Raw genomic sequence first — 16,341 nt, forward strand, 5'->3', positions numbered from 1 at the left:
CTGCTCCTTCCGCCGGAGAGTTTCCCACCCTAGTCCCACCGGAGGGATTCTCAGGTGGTGGACCCGTCGGCGACATCGCCCCGCGATGGGATCAGGCGGCGGCCGGTTCCGGCGTACGGGCGTCGGCCGGAATGCGCAGCCCGGGGCGGAGCAGCAGCACCACCGTCAGGGAGAGCACCGCCATCGTGGCCATGGCGGCGCCGACCGGCAGGTACTGGGCGACGGCACCGGCCACGGTCGCCGCCACCGCCTGCATGGTCAGCATCCCCGAGGAGTGCAGCCCGAGCGCCTGGCCGCGCATGTCGGCCGGGGTGAGGTCGACGAGGCGCTGCTGGAGCAGCACCCCCGCGCCGAAGCCGGCCGAGGCCGCCGCGGCGGCGAGCGCCGCCACCGGCAGCGGGATCGGCAGGACGAAGAGCAGGTACGGCGCCCCCAGCAGCAGTTGCAGCGGCGTGATCAGCCGGTGCCGCCATCCGGCCGGGACGAACCGGCCGACGATCGTGTCCCCGGCGAGCATCCCGAGCGCCCCGGCGACGAAGAGCGCTCCGGCGGCTTCCGGGGCGTACGGGATGAACAGCGCCTCGCAGCCGACGACGAGGCCGTTCGGCAGCCAGAGCGCGAGGTAGACGTACCGCCGGGCGGGTGCCGCCCAGAGCCGGACGTTGACCTGCCAGGTGCGGCGGACCGAGGGCCGGCCCACGGCCCTCGGCGGGCGGCGGCCGAGCCCGAACCGCGCGACGAGCGCGGCGGTGAGATACAGGGTGGCGCCGATCAGCAGCACCTGGCGGGGTGTGGCGACGGTGAGCAGGGCACCGCCGAGGGCGAAGCCGCTGATCTGCGTCGCCCCGACCGACATGTTGATCACCGACCGGCCGAGCAGGTAACCGCCCTCCGGCAGGATCTCGCCGAGCAGCCCCCAGCGGACGCCACCGCCCATCGAGCCGGCCAGCCCCATGAAGAAGATCACCACGAAGAGCGCCCAGATCGGCCATCCGGGCAGTGCCAGCACCAGGGCACCCGCGCCGAGGAACAGCGCGACGCCGGCCAGGGCGGCGCGCGGCGGCACCCGGTCGGCGACCGAGAGCAGCGTGGTGGCGCCGACCACCTGGGCGAAGGAGGGGCCGAAGATGCTGATCGCGGCGAGCAGCGGCGATCCGGTGGCGGAGTAGACGAGCGTGCCGAGGGCCAGCCCGTTGACGGTGGTCCCGGCGATCTGGGTGGCGATCAGCAGGAAGAGGGGACGGAACTCTGGGACCCGGAACAACTCCCGATAGGTACGCACGGCCAGCAGTCTGCGGTGCGCCGGCCACGACCGGATACCTTTTCACCTGCACACGAAACCGGCGTGGTGTGCGGCCGAGGGTGGAGGTGGCCGTGGGGCTCTGGCTGCTCGACGCGGACGTGCTGGCCCGGAGCAGGTTCGCCGTCTCCCCGCTGGTCGAGACCGTCGCGGCGCTCAAGGCGCTGGACGGCCATCCGACCCTGCCCGGCCAGCGGGCCTGGATCGAGGCGCACTCCCCCGCGTACCGGTCCCGGCTGGCCGCCGACCCGTTCGCCGCCGCCTTCGTCCGGGCCGCCTTCCCACCGCGCTGGCTGCCCGACTTCCTCGCCACACCCGGCGCCTCCGCCAACCCCGGCAGCTCCCGCCCGCCCGGCGTATCCGCCACGCCCAGCGGCTCCCGCACGCCCAGCGGCTCCCGCACGCCCAGCGGCTCCCGCACGCCGGCCGGCGACGCCGACGCGGCGCTCGCCGCCGAACTGCGTCGGATCCGCGACACCGCCGCCGAGGTCGTCCGGGCCGACCTGTCGGCCGGGCTGGCCGGGCCACTCCCCGCCGAGCTGACCGGCGACGACCTGCCGGAGCGCGCCGCCGAGCTGCTGGAGTGGGTCTGGCAGCGCACGCTGCGCCCGGACTGGCCGCGCCGGCAACGGCTCTTCGAGGCCGACATCGTCTCCCGGGTCCACCTGCTCGGCTCCGGCGGCTGGGCGGCGACCCTGGACGGGATGCGGCCGGGGATGCGCTGGCTGGGGCGGGGCCGGCTCCAGATCAACACGTACGACCTGCCGCCGCAGGACCTCGCCGACACCGGCCTGCTCTTCGTGCCGAGTACGTCCAGCCGGGGCTGGGTCGGCTCCGACCAGCCCGACACGCACACGGTGGTCTACCCGTGCCGGGGGATCCTCGCCGACCCGGCCCGGAACGCCCCGCCGGCCGCGCTCCGCCGGCTGCTCGGCCCGGTCCGGGCGGAGATCCTGACCCGGCTGGAGTCGCCGACCAGCACCACCGGCCTCGTCGCCGCCACCGGATACGGGCTCGGCTCGGTCGGCGGGCACCTGCGGGTGCTGCTCGACGCCCAACTGGTGCACCGGCGCCGCTCGGGACGGTACGTGCTCTACTACCGCACCCCGGACGGCGACCGGCTGGTCCGGCTCAGCCGGCGGCCCGACGAGCGGACCGCCGGCTGAGTTCCCGGTCGGGTAGGGCCGACGGAGGCCCTAGTCGAGCAGCGCCGTCACCGTGCCGGCGGCGACCGTCCGGCCGCCCTCCCGGACCGCGAAACCGAGCCCGACGTCCATCGCGATCGGCTTGCCCAGCTCGACGGTGATCGAGACCGTGTCACCGGGCGCGACCTGGTGCAGGTCGCCCAGGTCGACCGCGCCGACCACGTCCGTGGTCCGGAAGTAGAACTGCGGCCGGTAGTTGGCGTGGAACGGCGTACGCCGGCCACCCTCGGCGGTGGTCAGCGCGTAGAGCTGCGCGGTGAACCGGCGGTGCGGTGTGACACTGCCCGGCAGTGCCACCACCTGACCCCGCTGCACCTGGTCACGCTTGACCCCGCGCAGCAGGACGGCCGCGTTGTCCCCGGCCTGCGCCGACTCCAGCGACCGGCCGAAGGTCTCCAGCCCGATCGCCACCGTCGCCAGCGTCGGCGCCAGCCCGACCACCTCGACCGGGTCACCCGCGCGCAGCGAGCCGCGTTCCACGGCTCCGGTCACCACGGTCCCCCGGCCGGAGATGGTCAGCACGTTCTCGATCGGCATCAGGAACGGCCGGTCGAGTTCGCGCGGCGGCACCGGCACGTACCGGTCGACGGCGTCGAGCAGGTCGGCGATGGAGCCGACCCAGGCCGGGTCGCCCTCCAGCGCCCGCAGCGCGGAAACCCGCACCACCGGCACCTCGTCGCCGGGGAAGCCGTACTCGCTGACCAGCTCCCGGACCTCCAGCTCGACCAGGTCGAGCAGCTCGGGGTCGTCGACCGCGTCGGCCTTGTTCAGCGCCACCACCAGGTACGGCACCCCGACCCGCTGGGCGAGCAGCACGTGCTCCCGGGTCTGCGGCATCGCACCGTCGAGGGCGGAGACGACCAGGATCGCCCCGTCCACCTGCGCCGCCCCCGTGATCATGTTCTTCACGTAGTCGGCGTGACCCGGCATGTCGACGTGCGCGTAGTGCCGGGTGGCGGTCTCGTACTCGACGTGCGCGATGGTGATGGTGATGCCCCGGGCGACCTCCTCCGGCGCCCGGTCGATGCCGTCGAAGGCGACGAACCGGTTGACGGACGGGTCCCGCTCGGCGAGCACCTTGGTCATCGCGGCGGTCAGCGTCGTCTTGCCGTGGTCGACGTGCCCCATCGTGCCGATGTTGAGGTGCGGTTTGGTGCGTACGAACTGGCTCTTGGCCATGACTGTGTCCTCGACAGAGAGACGGGTTGGCGGACGACGAGCGCGGGCGGCTGCCACACCGCGAGTAGGAGACCGCGCCAGAACCGCGCATCCGGTGCGCCGAAAAAGATGGGGCGGCACCGGGAACCGGGCCACCCTCCTCCGTGGGTTCTGCTGGTGCGGGAGGAGGGTCAGCCTCGCGCGCCGCTATCCAGCCGGTGGGGCTGGACGCTCGGCGAGCTGGATGCCACGCACACGACGGCGGGGCCCGGCAGGAGGAACCCTGCGGGCCACACGAAGCCGGCCGTGCCGTACATGGCGATCACGTTAGGTCGGAACGCTCCCGACCGCGACCGATATTCCGGCCCCGCCGCCCCGGAACCCTGACCGCGCGGCACCGGTCGTCGGGAGCGCCGGTGCCGATCCTCGACATCCGTCGGCACCAGGGCCAGGGCCGGCGGGTGGATCGGCCACCAGGCGCCCACCGGACCGGTCGAACCCTCGCCCTTGATGCTGGCCGGGACGTCCTGCCGAGACGCCGCGCCCACCCGCCCCGGCCCGCCGAGGGGAGGCGGCGAACCGGGGCGGGCCGCCCGGGTGACGGGGCGGTCAGCGGCGGCGGGGCACCCAGCAGAGGATCTGGCCGACGATCAGCGCGGGGTGCCGGTCCGGCAGTGCCGCCAGGGCGCGGGCGAGGTGGGCGGCGAGGTACATCATCAGGGCGAGCCGGTCGCCGTCGAAGCCGATCAGCAGTGCCCGCCGGGCGGGCCGGCACGGCCAGGCGTGGTCACACTCGGAGCAGGCGTACGTCCGCGCCGGCAGATGCCCGCCGATGAGATCGGGTAGGCGACGACGCCTCCGTTTCCGCGCGACGTGCCGGTACCAGCGTTCCTGCGGGCCGATCACCGCTCACGTCCGTGCACTACGGTGCCGGGCACGATGCACCGGTGCCGGGATCAGTCCCTCGGCGCGGGCGTTGATCGGGTGTGCGCGGGTGGGCGCGGCTCGCCCCGCAGCGCGACCGTTGCCCGCCTGGACACGGGCCCAGGCGCGGGCCGGTGGTGATGGCGTGTCCGCAGCATCGGCGGGCGGCGGCGTGGCCGCGAGGGCCCGGATCTCGGCCCGCTCCGCCTCGGTCAGCCGGGGCGGTGACTGGTAGGGCACCGGCACCAGGTCGACCGAGCCCGGGCAGCGCCAGCGCCAACCGCATCGGCAGTAGCGCCACAGCCGGCGCCAGTCCCGGCGGTGGTAGGGGCGTGGCCCGATCAGCTGCCGCAGGAGCCAACTCATCACGTCCTCCTCGGGGTAGTGCTCGTCGGGGTGTTGGAGGGGAGCCGGTCTCAGCAGGAGGTTGACACCGGCTCCCGAGGCAGGTTCCACCCGGGCGCTTGACGGTCACCGAGCAGTTCCGCTGGGTGACACTCTGGTGTGGACGGCACTAGGCTCGGAAGGCAATCGAGCAGGTGACGGCACAGGTCTGGCCAGCCACCAACGGCGGCCGGCAACGCCCTGGCGATCTAGACACACTCTCTGGAGGTCCGATGGGACACGAAGACGCGTTCGCCTTCATCAGGGATCAGGTCAGGCGGCAACGAGCCCTGCGCGGCATGTCACAGGAGGAGTTCGGCAAGCGGGCCAACTACTCGGCCTCCACCGTCTCCGCAGCCGAGACCGGTACCCGGCCGATCGACATGCCATACGCGACGCGAGCCGACGAGATCCTGGATACGGGTGGACTGTTGGTGTCCCTGGTGAAGGCGGCGCAGCGGGACAACCAGCCCACCTGGTTCAAGCGCTGGCTGGACGCGGAGCGTGCCGCCACGCAACTCCGCTACTACCATCCCACCCTGATCCCCGGCCTACTTCAGACCGAGAACTACGCCCGAGCGGTGCTCCGCCTCGACCCCACTCGCACCGATGCGGAGGTGGAGAAGCTGGTCGCGGCCCGACTCCAGCGACAGGAGATTCTGACCAGGGATGAACCGCCGCTGGTGATCGCCGTGCTCGACGAGTCAGCGCTGCGCCAGCGCGACGCCATCATGGCCGAGCAGCTCCGTCACCTGCTGCGGATGGCCGAGTTGCCCTACGTGCAACTGCACGTCATCCCGGCCGACGCCGGCCTGCACATCGGCCTGTCGGGACAACTCGCCCTGGCCAGATCCGCCGACGGCAACTGGACTGGAAACCTGGAGAACCAACTGGCCGACTTCGTCGTCGTTGACGAGGATGGGATCGCCACGCTCCTCGCGCGTTGGGAGAGCGTGCGCAGCGTAGCCTTGCCGCAGAACCAGTCGCTCGCCCTGCTGAAGGAAGTAGAGAGCCAGCATGCACCCCAGTAATGCCCAGTGGCGGAAGTCGACCCGCAGCGGTACGGCCGGCGGTGACTGCGTAGAGGTGGCCGAGAACCTGCCCGCTGTCGTCGCCGTCCGGGACAGCAAGGACCCGGCCGGGCCCGTGCTGACCTTCGAGCCGGCGGCCTGGCGCGCCTTCGTCAACCTCGCCAGGCAGGGCTGACCAGCACGGCAGCCTCCAAGGACCGGCATCGCCCCGCCGCCCACTTCAGACCCTGAAATGTCCGTGGTGGATCTTTCTCCCCATGCTGCACGACGGGGACTGTGACTGATCCATCGACCGGAGGACATACTTTGTCTACCACCTCGGCCCTGGAGGCGCTGTGAAGATGGTCGGCCCGATGTCCCGGTATCTCCGGCGTATCAGCATCGTCACGGTTGTCGCGCTGTTGGCGGTCGCGGGAATCGCCGCCCCGGCCAGCGCCGCGCTCGCCGGGCCACCTCGCGGTTGGTGCAACGCCAGCACCGCGAACAGCATCTGGTACGACATCACCGCGGCCGAGGTCAACCCGACGCTCACGCACTTCATGAGCATCAACATCACCCCCGGTACGACCGGCGAGCGGACCGAGACGCTGAGCAGGGTCAATTCGGTGAGTACGACCATCGGCGGCAGCGTCGAGATCAGTTCCAGTGCGGGGGCGATCTTCGCGAAGGTCTCGGTCAAGGTCGGGTTCTCCGTGCAGAACACCACCGCCAGCACCGACACCGAGACGACGAGCATGCGCTGGACATTCAGCGAACCGGGCTACTACGGCCTCTACAAGGGCACCCGGGCGGTTGCCGGCTCGTACGCCAGTTTCCGATGCATCCGCCAGGACCTCCCACCGCCGTACGGGACGTCCTACAGCGTCTGGAACATGGGCGAGACCCAGTACACGACCTTCGACAACATCGAGGTGGGCACCGTCCGCTGCGACGATCCGGTGCCGGCGGGCACCCTGCGCTTCAAGGCACGCCTGCAACTCGGCTGCTGACCTCAGCCGGGTCAACTGATCCAGCTCGGCTCACCCCGCCCCCGCCGCGCCACCGGGCCTGCTTCGTCGGCCGCTGGGCCTGCTTCGTCATGGGCGTTGCCAACAGCCCATGCCGTCCAGGCTGCCGGCGGCGGTCGTAAAGAACTCCACCCGGTGGCCGACACGGCCCTGCGGGCATTCCCGCCCACCTGACCCTCTCGACCACCTCGACCGCGGTAGGTCTCGTCCACCGCGTTGTCAGGCGCGTCACACTTCAGTACCGATCGGTCCATAAGTGCTACGGTGGCTTCTACACCGATCGGTACTGAAGTTCGGCCGCCCTGCGGTCGATGCTCCGTACAGCACTCCACACAGAGTCAGGACTGAGGATGCTCGAAGGATTCGACAGCCGCTTCGCCGACGTGAACGGCACCCGCCTGCACTATGTCATCGGCGGCGAGGGCGACCCCCTGGTGCTGCTTCCAGGATGGCCACGCACCTGGTACCAGTTCCACAAGATCATGCCGCGGTTGGCGGAGCGCTACCAGGTGATCGCCGTTGACCTGCGGGGCATGGGCGACTCAGACAAGCCCGTGCACGGATACGACAAGAAGACCATGGCCCGAGACATCTACGAGTTGGTCCGTTCTCTCGGGCTCAACCAGGTCAATGTCGCGGGCGAGGACATCGGGTCGATGGTGGCGCACAGCTTCGCCGCGAACCACCCCGAAGCGATCCGGAAGCTCGCCCTGTGGGAGGCGGGGCATCCCACCGAGGCGTTCAACGAGGTGCGCGCGCTGACCCAGCCGGGCCAGCCGACGACACCGTGGTGGTTCGCCTTCAACGAGCTTCACGGGCTTCCCGAAAAGCTGGCCGAGGGTCGGTTCCGGTACATCGTCGACTGGCTGATCGACTTCCACGCCACGACCCCGGAGGCATTCAGCGAGGAGACCCGGGATCTCTACGCCGCCGCGTACAACACCCCGGACGCGATCCGGGCCGGAAACGGCTGGTACCAGACCTTCCAGCAGGACATCGTGGATCTGAAGGACTATCCGGTCCTGACCCTGCCCGTCCTCGCGCTCGGTGGCTTCTATTACCCGCTCATGGTCGCACAACTGGAGGGAAGAGCCACCGACGTGCGCTTCGTCGAATTGAAGGGCGCGGGTCACTACCTTGCCGAGGAACGTCCCGACGAGGTCGTACGGGAACTGACGGAATTCTTCGCGTAACATATCCGGTGCAAGAGGAGAGACATCATGTACGACAAGGTCAACTGGCCTGAGAAGTTCGATCCGAGGACCTCGGCCATATACGGGCTCAACGACATCGACGTGAAGGCGCCACCCGAGGTCGTATGGAAACTGCTGGTCGACGCCGAGAACTGGTCGAGCTACTTCCCGCCCGAAAACCAGATCAAGATCGTGAGCGGTACGCCTGACCTCGAACTGGGCAGCGAATACACCCGGGTGACCGTCGGATTCAGGATGCGCTGTGTCGTGACCGAGTACGAGCCGTTCCGCCGACTGTCGTGGCGGACAACCGTCGACGGGGACGAGACCGGCTCGACCGCGTACCACGGGTGGGTGATCAGCCCGACCGACGACGGATGTCACGTGCTGACCGAGGAGACGCAGCAGGGGCCCTTCTTCCTCGAGGAGATCGGACGCAAGCGCCCCGGCGCGGTCTACGACTACCACCAGCAATGGGTCGAGCTGCTCGCCGAGGCGGCGGAGGCGGAAGTGGCGAAGCGCGCCCGCTGACTCCGGCGGCTGTTGGGGGCGGATCACCTCACTCGCTGCCGGTGATCCGCCCACGCCGAGACGGCGGGCATGCGCGGGACGTTCAGCGAACCGGGTTGCTACGGACGGGGCAGCTCGACAGCGTGCTTCCGACGGGTTGTCCCGCCTGTCACCCCGGTGAGGACGCCCCGGCTGCGCAGGGCCGGTACATCAGCGACCGCCACTTCTCACAAGAAATGTAACCCGCCGTCGACGTTGACGGTCTGGCCGGTGAGGAACCGGGCGTCGTCGGAGGCCAAGAAGTAGATCGTTCCGACCAGGTCGGCCGGCGTCTCGTCCCGGTGGAAGGACCGCTGGTCCCGCTGCATCTGGAGCAGCTCCTCGGGCAACACCCCCTCGGTCATGGGCGTGATGGTCAGCCCCGGCGTGAGTAGGTTGACGGTAATGCCGTACCCGCCGAGTTCGCGCGCCAGGACCCGGGTCAGGCCCACAACACCGCCCTTCGCCGCGATGTAGTGTGCCTGCCTGGGAGTGCCCTTATAGACCGATCCTGATCCGATGTTGATGATCCGGCCGCGGCTGCTCTCCTTCAGGAGCGGAACGAACGCCCGGATCATGAGGAACGTTCCGGTCAGGTTGATGTCGAGAACCGTGCGCCACTCCTCGGTGCTCATGTCCTCGAACCGGGTGTGCGAGAAGAATCCGGCGTTGTTTATCAAGACGTCGGCTCCGTCGGCCCGCTGCCGCACCGCGTCGGCCAGCGCGGTGACGCTCTCCTCGCTCGCGATGTCAGCGGCGACGGTGTGCAGAGCGGCTTCCCGGCCTCGGGTTGCGTTGTCGTCCCAGCGGCTACGCCACTCCTCGAGCGCGGCCTCGGACAGGTCGGACGCGACGACGGTGTCGCCCTCGGCGAGGAAGCGATCGACAATTTCCGAACCGATGCCGCCGGCGGCGCCGGTGACCACGACCGTGCGACTCATCTGGATCCCTCCTGTCGGTTGTCAGCCAGCTTATCAGGCAGCTGATAACTGGCAAGCGGGTTAGCGTATGCCAACGCACCGTGGATGAGCGACCGGAACGAGGCAGGGCACGATGGCGGAGAACTTCGAGGAGCGGCTGACCTACCTGATGCGAAGGGTGAGCACGGCGCTCGCACAGGACGTCGACCGGGTGCTGCGGGACTTCGCCATCACCCATGCCCAGTACGGCGCGCTCGCCCAGCTGGGCCTCGTCGACCCTGAGGCGCTGTCCGCCGCCACCATGGCCGACCGGAACGGCATCACCGCCCAGTCCATGTCGTCGGCCATCGCCGGACTGCTCGACCGGGGTCTCGTCCGCCGCGAGCCGCATCCGACCCACGGGCGCATCCTTCAGGTACGGATCACGCCGAAGGGCGCCGAGCTACTCGACCGGGCACACGTTGCCACCGGCAAGGCCGAGAACCGTTCGCTGGCGTTCCTCGACGAGCAGCAGAAGCATGCCCTCGGCAGCTCGCTCCGCGCCATGATGCGGGCGATGGGCCTGTACCTCTACTTCCCGGCAGCCGACGGCGACCGGCCCTGAGGTCGCCGTCACTACAGGTCTCCGGTGTGCGATGACGCCTGGTGCCGAGTCCGTCGGTAGTGCCGTCGCGCCTTCAACTTGTTACCGCATGTGGCCATCGAGCACCATCTTGCGCTGTTTGACCTGCTACGGTCCAGCAGGAACAGGGTGCAGTCGTCGTTTGCGCACGGGCGAAGCCGGCCGGGACGCGTGCGCCGCACCTCGTCCCACGCGGAGATCACCCTGACCAGTAGGGCACGCGCCTTCGAGGCGTGGACCGTCCAGGCGAGCCGACCGTCCTCGGTGATCGACGGGTGTGACGCCACGCCTTCAAGCAGCGGAGCCAGCGCCGAGGGCGGCAAGTCTCCCCGGACGACCGCCTGGATGAGGTCACGGCCTGCCCGAAGTGTTGCCTGGTCGTCGATGTCGAGGGCCAGGATGTCGGTACGGACGCCGTTGATCATAGGCGTGCTGTTGAGCAGTGTGAGGAGCAACTCTTCGCTCATCTAACCCCCAAACCTGACTTGCCTGGTTATGCTAGCGGACGCAGGAAGTAACCACCAATCAGCTTCAAGGGAGTTAGTGCCGTGGTGCATCATCGGTACGCGACGGTCGACGGACACAGAATCTTCTATCGGGAGGCCGGCGATGCGGCGAAGCCCGCAATCGTCCTGTTGCACGGTTACCCCACCAGCTCGTTCATGTTCCGAGAGCTCATCCCTCAGCTCGCCGACGATTCCCATGTGATCGCGCCGGATCACCTGGGCTTCGGACTCTCCGACGCCCCGCCGACAGCCCGATTCGACTACACCTTCGACGCGCTCGCCGAGGTCACCGCCGCACTGCTGGCGCAGCTCAGGGTCGAGCGATACGCGATCTACGTGCAGGACTACGGCGCCCCGATCGGCTGGCGGCTGGCGCTCAACGACCCGTCCGCTATCACCGGGATCGTCACGCAGAACGGCAACGCGTACGATGCCGGATTCGTCCCCGGGTTCTGGGACAGCGTGTGGGCCTACCACCGCCAGCGCGACGAAGCCACGGAAGCCGCGATGCGGCAGGCGATGACGCTCGAAGCGATCCGGTGGCAGTACGTGACTGGGGTGCCGGACGAGACACTGGTCGACCCCACCACCTGGTGGCACGACTACGCGCTGGTATCAAGGCCCGGCAACGACGCCATCCAGCTCAACCTGTTCGCCGACTATGCCAGCAACCCGCCGCTCTACCCACGGTTGCATGAGTATTTCCGCAGCTACCAGCCGCCGCTGCTAGCCGTTTGGGGCGAGGGCGACGAGATCTTCGGGCCGGCCGGCGCCCACGCATTCGCCGACGATCTGCCGAACGCCGAGATTCGGCTCATGCCTGGCGGCCACTTCCTTCTGGAGACCGCGGTCAACGAGGTGGCGCTACTGATCCGGCAGTTCCTGACCAACCGAACCGGCCGAGCCGCCCTCCCCGGAGAGTGAGGTGCCGCAGCAGCGGGCGGCCGGCGCGGCCGCACAGACGGTGTCGGACCGATCTGGTCTTCCGTCCGGTGTCACACCCGGAGCCCGGCCGGTGTCTTCATGACATAACGACCTGCCAACCCGTCGGCACGGCCACCGCTCGCAGGAGGAGACATGGCGCACACGACCCGCATCCCGCCGGCCGAGATCACCGGTGTCAGGGGAGCGCTGATCAAGCGGATGATCGAGAAGAAGCTGGGCAAGGTGCCGACGGCGGTGGGCGTCTACTGGCACAACCCCAGGGTGCTGTTCGCCAGCTTCGGCCTCGGCGGCAAGCTACGGAAGTGGGACGCCTGCGACGAGAGCCTCAAGTCGTTCGCCCACATGGCGGTCGCGTCGCTGGTCGGCTGCACGTGGTGCCTGGACTTCAACTACTTCGAATCACGCAACAGGGGACTCGACGTGGAGAAGGCGCGCGAGATCCCACGGTGGCGGGAGGCGGATGTCTTCACCGCGGTGGAGCGCGACGTCCTGGAATACGCCGAGGCGATGAGCCAGACACCGCCGACCGTGACCGACGAGTTGGTGGACCGGCTGCACACCGCGCTGGGACCCTCCGCCGTGGTCGAGCTCACCTCGGTGATCGCATTCGCCAACATGAGCACGCGTGGCAACGTGGCGCTCGGGATCGAGTCCGACGGCTTCGCCGCCGCGTGCGGCTTGAGGCCGCTGGCCGAGCGACCGAAGGTAGCGTCCGTGTGATGAGCGGGGATCCCTTCATCGCCCACCGCAGCCTGCTGTTCACCGTCGCCTACGAGATGCTCGGCTCGGTCGCCGACGCCGAGGACGTGGTGCAGGAGACCTGGCTGCGGTGGGCGGCCCCGGCCGACGCCGAGCGCGGCGAGGTCCGGGACCCCAGGGCGTACCTCGTGCGGATCGTGACCCGGCTCTGCCTCAACCGGCTGCGCACCCTGGCCCGACAGCGCGAGGAGTACGTGGGCGAGTGGCTGCCCGAGCCGCTGCTGACCAGCCCGGACGTCGCCGAGGACGTCGAACTCGCGGAGAACGTGTCGATCGCCATGCTGGCGGTACTCGAGACGCTGCTACCGACCGAGCGCGCGGTCTTCGTGCTCCGCGAGGTCTTCGACGTGCCGTACGACGAGATCGCCGAGGCGCTGGACAAGTCGCCGGCAGCGGTGCGCCAGATCGCGACGCGAGCCCGCAGGCACGTGGCGGCGCGCCGGCCACGGATGTCGGTGAGCCGCGCCGAGCAGGAGCAGGTGGTGGAGCGGTTCCTCGCCGCGCTGACCACCGGCGACGTGCCCGGGCTGCTCAAGGTGCTGGCCCCCGACGTGCTCGTCGTCGGCGACGGCGGCGGCCTGGCCCCGACAATCCCGAAGCCGGTCCGCGGTGCCGAGAAGCTCGCCCCGGTGATGGCCCGCTTCGCCGAGGTCACGCCGGACGCCAAAGCCTCCGTCGTCGACCTCAACGGCGGCATCGCGGCGCGCATCGACCCCGGCGGCGAGAACGACACGGCCGTGTCGTTCGTCATCGAGGACGGCCGGATCACCCAGATCTACGCGATCCGCAATCCGCACAAGCTCGAGCGGCTGCGCGAGGTGGCCGAGCTCCGCCGGTGAGTCCGGACCCACGCATGCCGCGGCTGCGGCGCAGCGGCTAACCTGCCGTCATGGCGAGCGTCGAGTTGGACGAGTTGATCGTCGCGGACGCCGGAGCGCTGCGATCGTGGTTGTCGGCCAACCACGCCACGTCGCCCGGCGTCTGGCTCGCCCTGACCCGGAAGGGCGGCGCGGTCACCACGCTGACCTGGCAGCAGGCGGTCGACGAGGCGCTGTGCTTCGGCTGGATCGACGGGCAAACCCGTAGGCGGGACCAGGAGACCTCCTGGATCCGGTTCACCCCGCGCCGGTCCCGCAGTTCCTGGTCGCAGCGGAACGTCGCCCACGTGGCCCGGCTCGAGGCGGAGGGGCGGATGCTGCCCCCGGGCCGCGCCGCGGTGGAAGCCGCGAAGGCGGACGGGCGGTGGGCGGCCGCCTACGCCCCGTCGTCGGAGGCCGAGGTGCCGGCCGATCTCCTCGCCGCGATCGCCGCCGTCCCCGCCGCCCAGGCCATGTTCGAGGTACTCACCAGGACCAACCGGTTCGCTCTCATCCACCGCGTCAACGCCGTCAAGCGGGCGCAGACCCGCGAGCGGAAGATCGGCGAGTTCGTCGCCATGCTGGCCCGTCACGAGACGATCTATCCGCAGAAGGCCAGGCCGCCAGACCCGCCGTCATGATGGCGCCTCAGCGTTCGGCGGCGGCCATCGTCTGCTGGCGTGCCAGCAGCCGCGACACGCCCTGCGCGGTCATCGGCCGGGCGAGGTGATAACCCTGGCCGTGGGTGTAGCCGAGCTCGCGGAGCACCGCCGTCTGGCCGGCGTTCTCGATCCCCTCGGCCACGGTGTCCAGGCCGAACGCGTGGGCGAGCTGAATCACCGCGCGGGCCACCGCCTGCCGGGCGTCGGCGGCCGCCGCCTGGCCGTCGTCGATCTCGATGCCGTCGACAAAGGACTTGTCGAGCTTCACGATCGCCGCCGGGAACGCACGCAGCAGGCTCAGCGACGATTCGCCGGTGCCGAAGTCGTCGAGCGACAGGCGGATCCCCATTCCGTCGAGTTCGCACAGTGTCCGGGAAACCTGTTGGCCGCGAAGCACCGCCGACTCGGTCACCTCGAGCACGAGCCGCTCGGAGGGCAGCCCGCTGTCGGCCAGCGCGGCAGTCACGTCGGAGACGAAGTCGGGGTCGTGCAGTTGTCGCGCGGAGACGTTCAGCCCCGCCTCCTGCAGCGCGTCCGGCCCGAACTCCGACGACCACGCGGCCGCCTGGCGGCAGGTCTCGCGCAGCACGAACCGGCCCAGCGGCACGATCAGGCCGGTCCGTTCGGCCGCCGGGATGAACTCGGCCGGGGAGACGACACCGCGGGTCGGGTGATGCCAGCGGACCAACGCCTCGACACCGATCACCCGGTTGTCGTCCAGCCGCAGGATCGGCTGATAGACCAGCCGGAACTCGTTGTCGTCCAGGGCCCGTCGCAGCTCGCCGCCGAGCTGCATGTGCGCCAACACGGGCTCCCCCATGCCGTCCACATAGCGCACGAAGCTCGCCTTACCACGCTGTTTGGCCGTGTACATCGCGACGTCGGCGTCCCGCAGCACCGAGTCGACGGTCGCGCCCGGCACGGCGGCGGCGATGCCGATGCTGGCCTGCACCAGCAGGCGGTGCTCGCTGATCGGGCGGTCGAGCGCGGCGAGCAGCCGGCCGGCCAACGCCTCGGGGTCGGCATCGGCGCCGGTGAGCAGCACCGCGAACTCGTCACCCGCAACGCGCACCGGCAGTCCGTCGTCCCCGACCTCGGCGCGCAGCAACTGTGCGACCGAGACGAGCAACCGGTCACCGACGCCGTGGCCGAGCAGATCGTTGACGGTCTTGAAGTCGTCCAGGTCGACAAGGAGCACCGAGGCCCGTGCCGTCGTGGCGAGAGCGGTCGCGAGCCGGTCCCGGAACAACGCCCGGTTGGCCAGCCCGGTGAGGGCGTCGTGGCTGACCTCGTACTGAAGTCGCTCCTCCTGAAGACGCGTGTTCCGGAGCAGCCGGGCGTTCTCCCGGAAGGCGATGAACTGCCGGGCCCCGACCAGCGTGGTCACCACCACGGCGGCGACCAGGACCACCCGGACCGACCAGCTCAGTGGTGCGCCGGCCGCGACCGCGAGCAGCGGCACGTCGACCGCCATCATGGCCAGGTACGGCAGGAGCACGCCACTGCGGGCCGCATGGCGGCGAAGCCCGAGGTCGGCACGGCACTGCGCCACGACGCCCAGCGTGGCCAGCACCGGGGTCAGCGGCATCACGACCGCCTGGGCCGCGATGCCGCCGGCATACCCGAACCACACCGCGAGCACGGCCACGATTCCGGCGGTGACGCCGCCGCTGGCCGCGACGAGCCGTATCGCGGCGCGGTCGACGGGGCCGCCGGCGACGTACGACACCTTCGTCGCCGCGCCGACGGCGACCAGGAACGCGAGCCCGACCAGCGCCATCGCCTGCCGGCTCCACGGCTCACGGGCGGAGAGCATCGGGGACAGCCCGACGTACCACAACACGGTCGCGCAGCCGAGGAACGCGATCGTGCGGTCGAGCACCATGCGCCACCACTCGACCCCACCGGCCGTGACCACCGGCACCCGGGCCACCGCCCAGATCGCGACGCCGAAGCCGATCGCCACGCAGGCCGCGGCCGGTAACGGCATGCTGCGCGTACGGGCCTGGGCGGCGTGCGCCAGCATGTCCACCGCCAGCCAGCCGTAGCCCACGGTGATCGCAGCCGCCGCGACGAGCAGGGCACCCCAGAACCGCCGGGCGACGGGGTCGAGCTCGCCGCCGCGGAGCAGATGGAGGACGGACGCGGTGGTGAGCACACCGCCGACGGGAACGAACACGTACGACAGCGCCTCGGTGCCGGCGCCAACCGTGAGGGACGCCACATACCAGACGGTGCCGATGGCGGCGACCCCGACGGTGGCTGTCACGTACCGCCGGGCGGCCGGGCAATCGCTTGTGCCAGCGACGTCGGCCGCAG

18 protein-coding genes are annotated in these 16,341 nt (G+C 70.2%); 11 read left to right on the forward strand and 7 right to left on the reverse strand.

Annotation, left to right across the window (positions count from 1 at the left end; genetic code table 11):
- Positions 1-91: 91 nt before the first annotated feature.
- Entirely contained in the window at positions 92-1,282 is a 1,191-nt protein-coding gene (locus ACN27G_RS20310) for an MFS transporter (protein WP_421494353.1), read from the reverse strand.
- Positions 1,283-1,362: 80 nt separating this feature from the next.
- Between ACN27G_RS20310 and ACN27G_RS20315 the strand changes: the two genes are divergently transcribed.
- Positions 1,363-2,466 carry an ArsR/SmtB family transcription factor gene (locus ACN27G_RS20315; protein WP_421494354.1) on the forward strand — a complete coding sequence of 368 codons (1,104 nt, stop codon included), beginning with the start codon at positions 1,363-1,365 and terminating at the stop codon, positions 2,464-2,466.
- 30 nt (positions 2,467-2,496) lie between these two features.
- On the opposite strand, the gene tuf is transcribed toward ACN27G_RS20315, so the two are convergent.
- From tuf to ACN27G_RS20330, 3 genes are all read right to left on the reverse strand, one after another.
- Positions 2,497-3,684: an elongation factor Tu gene (tuf, locus tag ACN27G_RS20320; RefSeq protein WP_421494355.1), complete on the reverse strand. Its 1,188-nt coding sequence runs from the start codon at positions 3,682-3,684 to the stop codon at positions 2,497-2,499.
- Between the two features lie 588 nt (positions 3,685-4,272).
- On the reverse strand, positions 4,273-4,569 hold the full coding sequence (locus tag ACN27G_RS20325; protein WP_421494356.1) for a flavin reductase: 297 nt from the start codon (positions 4,567-4,569) through the stop codon (positions 4,273-4,275).
- Positions 4,570-4,572: 3 nt separating this feature from the next.
- Complete coding sequence (locus tag ACN27G_RS20330; protein WP_421494357.1) at positions 4,573-4,953, reverse strand: hypothetical protein; 381 nt, start codon at positions 4,951-4,953, stop codon at positions 4,573-4,575.
- A 251-nt stretch (positions 4,954-5,204) separates the two neighbouring features.
- On the opposite strand from ACN27G_RS20330, the gene ACN27G_RS20335 reads away from it, so the two are divergent.
- The 5 genes from ACN27G_RS20335 to ACN27G_RS20355 all read left to right on the forward strand — a co-directional run bounded on the left by ACN27G_RS20335 (position 5,205) and on the right by ACN27G_RS20355 (position 8,733).
- Positions 5,205-6,002: a helix-turn-helix domain-containing protein gene (locus ACN27G_RS20335; protein ID WP_421494358.1), complete on the forward strand. Its 798-nt coding sequence runs from the start codon at positions 5,205-5,207 to the stop codon at positions 6,000-6,002.
- Entirely contained in the window at positions 5,989-6,177 is a 189-nt protein-coding gene (locus tag ACN27G_RS20340) for a DUF397 domain-containing protein (protein ID WP_421494359.1), read from the forward strand. Before ACN27G_RS20335 ends, ACN27G_RS20340 begins: the two co-directional genes overlap by 14 nt.
- 178 nt (positions 6,178-6,355) lie before the next feature.
- Complete coding sequence (locus tag ACN27G_RS20345) at positions 6,356-6,991, forward strand: hypothetical protein (protein ID WP_421494360.1); 636 nt, start codon at positions 6,356-6,358, stop codon at positions 6,989-6,991.
- A gap of 368 nt (positions 6,992-7,359) precedes the next feature.
- Positions 7,360-8,202 (forward strand): alpha/beta fold hydrolase, encoded by an 843-nt coding sequence (locus ACN27G_RS20350; RefSeq protein ID WP_421494361.1) that lies wholly within the window; start codon positions 7,360-7,362, stop codon positions 8,200-8,202.
- Positions 8,203-8,229: 27 nt separating this feature from the next.
- Positions 8,230-8,733: an SRPBCC domain-containing protein gene (locus ACN27G_RS20355; protein ID WP_421494362.1), complete on the forward strand. Its 504-nt coding sequence runs from the start codon at positions 8,230-8,232 to the stop codon at positions 8,731-8,733.
- A gap of 206 nt (positions 8,734-8,939) precedes the next feature.
- Here the strand turns inward: ACN27G_RS20355 and ACN27G_RS20360 are convergent, their stop codons facing one another.
- Complete coding sequence (locus tag ACN27G_RS20360; RefSeq protein WP_421494363.1) at positions 8,940-9,677, reverse strand: SDR family NAD(P)-dependent oxidoreductase; 738 nt, start codon at positions 9,675-9,677, stop codon at positions 8,940-8,942.
- 127 nt (positions 9,678-9,804) lie between these two features.
- On the opposite strand from ACN27G_RS20360, the gene ACN27G_RS20365 reads away from it, so the two are divergent.
- Complete coding sequence (locus ACN27G_RS20365; protein WP_421494364.1) at positions 9,805-10,275, forward strand: MarR family winged helix-turn-helix transcriptional regulator; 471 nt, start codon at positions 9,805-9,807, stop codon at positions 10,273-10,275.
- Positions 10,276-10,286: 11 nt separating this feature from the next.
- Here the strand turns inward: ACN27G_RS20365 and ACN27G_RS20370 are convergent, their stop codons facing one another.
- Entirely contained in the window at positions 10,287-10,760 is a 474-nt protein-coding gene (locus tag ACN27G_RS20370) for a CGNR zinc finger domain-containing protein (protein WP_421494365.1), read from the reverse strand.
- An 81-nt stretch (positions 10,761-10,841) separates the two neighbouring features.
- On the opposite strand from ACN27G_RS20370, the gene ACN27G_RS20375 reads away from it, so the two are divergent.
- From ACN27G_RS20375 to ACN27G_RS20390, 4 genes are all read left to right on the forward strand, one after another.
- Positions 10,842-11,723: an alpha/beta fold hydrolase gene (locus ACN27G_RS20375; protein ID WP_421494366.1), complete on the forward strand. Its 882-nt coding sequence runs from the start codon at positions 10,842-10,844 to the stop codon at positions 11,721-11,723.
- A gap of 153 nt (positions 11,724-11,876) precedes the next feature.
- Entirely contained in the window at positions 11,877-12,464 is a 588-nt protein-coding gene (locus ACN27G_RS20380; RefSeq protein ID WP_421494367.1) for a carboxymuconolactone decarboxylase family protein, read from the forward strand.
- The gene (locus ACN27G_RS20385; protein ID WP_421494368.1) at positions 12,464-13,342 is read left to right on the forward strand and encodes an RNA polymerase sigma-70 factor; all 879 of its coding nucleotides are present in this window, start codon (positions 12,464-12,466) and stop codon (positions 13,340-13,342) included. The genes ACN27G_RS20380 and ACN27G_RS20385 overlap by 1 nt, the downstream gene beginning before the upstream one ends.
- Positions 13,343-13,392: 50 nt before the next feature.
- Positions 13,393-14,001, forward strand: coding sequence for a YdeI/OmpD-associated family protein (locus ACN27G_RS20390; protein WP_421494369.1), 609 nt, complete (start codon positions 13,393-13,395; stop codon positions 13,999-14,001).
- A 7-nt stretch (positions 14,002-14,008) separates the two neighbouring features.
- Here the strand turns inward: ACN27G_RS20390 and ACN27G_RS20395 are convergent, their stop codons facing one another.
- Positions 14,009-16,291, reverse strand: coding sequence for a putative bifunctional diguanylate cyclase/phosphodiesterase (locus ACN27G_RS20395; RefSeq protein WP_421494370.1), 2,283 nt, complete (start codon positions 16,289-16,291; stop codon positions 14,009-14,011).
- Positions 16,292-16,341: the final 50 nt, after the last annotated feature.

The sequence above is a fragment of the Plantactinospora sp. WMMB334 genome, from assembly GCF_049179095.1.
Taxonomy (GTDB): domain Bacteria; phylum Actinomycetota; class Actinomycetes; order Mycobacteriales; family Micromonosporaceae; genus Plantactinospora.